The sequence below is a fragment of the Dethiosulfatibacter sp. genome, from assembly GCF_983023055.1.
In genome coordinates, this window is the sequence record NZ_CEZJXU010000235.1 from 1 (window position 1) to 4,015 (window position 4,015).

General features: G+C 36.3%; 5 protein-coding genes and 2 tRNA genes. All 7 read left to right on the plus strand.

Annotated elements, in window-relative coordinates:
- A partial coding sequence (locus tag AC3AX0_RS08720) for an SIS domain-containing protein (protein WP_487549911.1) occupies nt 1-616 on the plus strand: 616 nt, incomplete at its 5' end.
- A gap of 76 nt (nt 617-692) precedes the next feature.
- Nucleotides 693-878: a hypothetical protein gene (locus AC3AX0_RS08725; RefSeq protein ID WP_487549912.1), complete on the plus strand. Its 186-nt coding sequence runs from the start codon at nt 693-695 to the stop codon at nt 876-878.
- A 66-nt stretch (nt 879-944) separates the two neighbouring features.
- Nucleotides 945-1,031: transfer RNA gene (locus tag AC3AX0_RS08730), tRNA-Leu, on the plus strand.
- Nucleotides 1,032-1,138: 107 nt separating this feature from the next.
- Entirely contained in the window at nt 1,139-1,669 is a 531-nt protein-coding gene (locus tag AC3AX0_RS08735; RefSeq protein WP_487549913.1) for a GNAT family N-acetyltransferase, read from the plus strand.
- A 53-nt stretch (nt 1,670-1,722) separates the two neighbouring features.
- Nucleotides 1,723-1,809: transfer RNA gene (locus AC3AX0_RS08740), tRNA-Leu, on the plus strand.
- 330 nt (nt 1,810-2,139) lie between these two features.
- Nucleotides 2,140-3,003 (plus strand): class II fructose-1,6-bisphosphate aldolase, encoded by an 864-nt coding sequence (gene fba / locus AC3AX0_RS08745; RefSeq protein ID WP_487549914.1) that lies wholly within the window; start codon nt 2,140-2,142, stop codon nt 3,001-3,003.
- Between the two features lie 78 nt (nt 3,004-3,081).
- Complete coding sequence (locus AC3AX0_RS08750; RefSeq protein ID WP_487549915.1) at nt 3,082-3,837, plus strand: DUF554 domain-containing protein; 756 nt, start codon at nt 3,082-3,084, stop codon at nt 3,835-3,837.
- Nucleotides 3,838-4,015: the final 178 nt, after the last annotated feature.

Below are 4,015 nucleotides of genomic sequence, written 5' to 3' on the forward strand. Positions count from 1 at the left end.
TGAAATAGCAGTTGCTTCTACAAAGGCATATACTGCCCAGATAGCAGTTCTTTCAATATTGGCATGCACTATAGTAGAGGATTGCAGTTTTGACATAATCAATGAGCTTTCAAGAGCTGCAAGCGTCATGGAAGGACTTTGTGACAACAAGGAACTATACGAGAAACTTGCAAAAGAATATCTTCTTGAGTCAAGGAGTTGTTTTTATATAGGAAGACATGTGGACTATTATACATGCCTTGAAGCGGCACTTAAGCTTAAGGAAATATCATATATTCAGGCAGAAGGTTTTGCAGCCGGAGAGCTGAAACATGGTACCATAGCGTTGATAGAAGATAATACTCCTGTTGTAGCAATAATAACCCAGGAACGGATAAACCTTAACACAAGAAGTAATATAAAGGAAGTAAAAGCTAGAGGAGCGGCTGTAATAGCAATATCTTTGAAAAGACTGAGTGCGGAAACAGATCAGATAATAATTAATGATGTACATGAAAAGCTAACCCCGCTGGTATCGGCAATACCTGCTCAACTTTTGGCATATTATGCAGCTCTGCATAAGGACTGCGACATAGACAAGCCTAGAAACCTGGCAAAGTCTGTAACAGTAGAATAAAATTCAGTCACGGGAATGATTTTATCATTTTCGTGATTTTTTTGTAGTTTAAAAAAAGTTGAAAAAAGCTGAAGTAATGAAGAAACTTGCAAAGAAACATAAAATAAGCAAGATGAAGGAAATGGCTAGAGAAATGTTTGCTGAGGATAAATTTTATTTGAAATATAAGAATTATTTAAAGGAAATGAGAAGGAAAGTTGACATAAAAGTAGCTCCAGATAATGCGACTTTTTCCGGAATTTTGATGATGTCTGTAGAATAACAATTAAAATTAAATTTATACTTGCGTTACATATCACTTTGTGCTATTATCTTACTTATGGGTTACGCCGAAGTGGTGGAACTGGCAGACGCGCTGGACTCAAAATCCAGTGAGGTAACACTCGTGTGGGTTCGAGTCCCACCTTCGGCACCAGTAAAAAGCGCCTTGAAGATTTAGTCTTCAAGGTGATTTTGCGTTTTTGTAGATTGCAGTGTATAATAAAAATGAACTAATTATTCTGATATTAAAGGGGAATCATTATGAAGATTATAGAAACCGAAAGATTGATTTTGAGGCAATGGAAAATATCTGATATGGATGACTTGTTCGAATATGCACAAAATGAACTTGTAGGACCTAATGCCGGTTGGAAACCTCATGAAAATATCAACAAAAGCAGGGATGTAATCAAACACTTTATTGGAAGTGGAGAGGTTTATGCCATCGAATTAAAGAAAACAAAAAAGGTGATAGGAAGTATTGGCATCCATGAAAGGTATCCTGATCCTGAAAAGAAAGATTTAAAACAAAGAGAAATTGGATATGTGTTAAATCCTGATTATTGGGGAAATGGGTATGTACCCGAAGCTGTAGATTATTTGGTTGAATACTGTTTCAAAGAACTGGAACTTGACTTGGTATGGAGTGGTCACTTTGACTTTAATAAAAATTCGCAAAAAGTTAGTGAAAAATGCGGATTTAAATACACATTCAGCAAGGAAGAGGTTATTAAAGGACTTGATAACAAGAAAGTCACTACTTTGTATTATTCCAAGGAGAAAAATAAATAAATTTATACTTGCACTGGTAAAAATTTTGTGCTATTATCTTAATTACTGGTCACGCCGAAGTGGTGGAACTGGCAGACGCGCTGGACTCAAAATCCAGTGAGGTAACACTCGTGTGGGTTCGAGTCCCACTTTCGGCACCATTGTGATAACACTTTCAAGTTAATGCTTGAAAGTGTTGTTTTTTTGCAAAAATAGAAGATTTCAGTACTAAAAAAATACAATGTGTACTATATCGTCTGTAGCTATGGAAAACATAAGATATTTCTGCTATAATGATATGGAAAACAAGATTAATTATTAAAGGTGTAAAAGAATGATATTAATAACTGGGATTGCTATAGTGATTTTATTAATAGTCTTAACGGGTGCACTTATCAAAAATTGAGATGAGTAATTTTGATGCATCCTTTTTTTTGAAATGATTTTGCAGTGTCCAGTTTGATATAATTAAAAATTCTGGAGGTATTATAATGTTGGTATCGGCTAAAAAAATGATGGCAGATGCAGTTAAGGGAAAATATGCAGTGGGTCACTTCAATATTAATAATCTTGAGTGGACAAAAGCAATACTTCTAACTGCACAGGAAAACAACTCACCTGTTATGCTAGGAGTTTCTGAAGGCGCAGGGAAATATATGGGAGGCTACAGAGCGGTTGTGGGTTTGGTCAAGGGAATGATTGAAGACCTTAGTATTACTGTCCCTGTTGCGATACATCTTGATCACGGATCATATGAAGGTGCAATGAAAGCTATGGAAGCTGGATTCTCTTCAGTAATGTTTGATGGTTCTCATTATGACATAGATGAAAATATCGAAAAAACAAAAGAAATAATTGCTATAGCTCGAGCACAGGGAATCACTGTTGAAGCTGAAGTTGGAGCAATAGGTGGCGAGGAAGACGGAGTTGTTGGTGCTGGAGAACTTGCGGATCCTCAGGAATGTAAAAAAATTGCAGACCTTGGTGTTGAGATGCTAGCTGCTGGGATTGGCAATATACATGGAAAATATCCAGCAAACTGGAATGGTCTTGATTTTGGAATATTAGCAGAAATCAAGAAACTTACTGGTGATATGCCGTTGGTTCTTCACGGTGGAACAGGAATACCTGTAGATATGATTAAGGAAGCTATTTCTCTTGGTGTAGCAAAAATCAATGTAAATACTGAGTGCCAGTTGTCATTTGCTGCTGCTACAAGAAAATACATCGAAGAAGGCAAAGACCTTGTAGGAAAGGGATATGATCCAAGAAAAATCTTAGGACCTGGATTTGAAGCAATCAAGGCTACTGTTAAGGAGAAAATGGAAATATTCGGATCAGTAAATAAGGCATAAGAAAAAAATAAATTTTAAATGGAGCCTTGGTCGATATGATTGAGGCTTCAATAAATCTATGAAGAATAAAAATATACTGTGGCAGGTGATGATTTGTTTGACCGTCGTAAGGGCGGGTTTTATTTTTCGAATTTAATAAGCGAGGACATAAATGTGTTAGGAACGATAGTAAATACAATAGCAATAATACTAGGAAGCCTTACTGGGTATTTTTTTAAAAATCTCATACCTGAACGATTCAGTGAAAGTATAATGAAGTCAATAAGTCTTTCTATAGTACTCATAGGGATTAAAATGGCCATAGGGACGGAAAATATCCTTCTAGTCATATGTAGTGTGGTCATAGGTACCTTGATGGGTGAGGTTGTTGATATTGAATCAAAACTTGAAGGAGCAGGTGATAAGCTTCAAAACAGGATAAAGGGTGACAGCAATATAAGCCAGGGATTTGTAACTTCATCACTTATGTATTGTGTGGGGTCAATGGCAATAATAGGAGCCATCGAAGGTGGACTTCTTGGGAAACACGATGTATTGTTTGCAAAGTCGCTATTGGACGGAATAATATCAATTGCTTTGACTGCGTCTCTTGGTATCGGTGTTATTTTTTCAAGTATTCCTGTTTTTCTCTATCAGGGGTCAATAGTTCTTTTGGCAGGGTCTTTAAGGGATGTGCTTACGGATGTTGTAATCAACGAGATGTCAGCAGTAGGTGGTCTTTTAATTATGTCTCTCGGTCTAAATGTTATAATTAAGGAAAGAATTAAAGTTGGGAACATGCTTCCTGCACTTTTTATTCCTTTGATATACTATGTCGCAATCAGTTTTATTTAATATCTTGAGTTTTGAAGAATAGTATGAATATTAAATAGCCTGTGGTTTTAAAAACCGCAGGCTGTAATTTTTTGATTGTCCAAATATTATCTTTTCAGCTCTTTAACCTTATTGTAGCAGGCAAGCATGGATTCTATGAGGGCGCTTCTGAAGCCTCTGTCTTCAAGAACCTTTACGG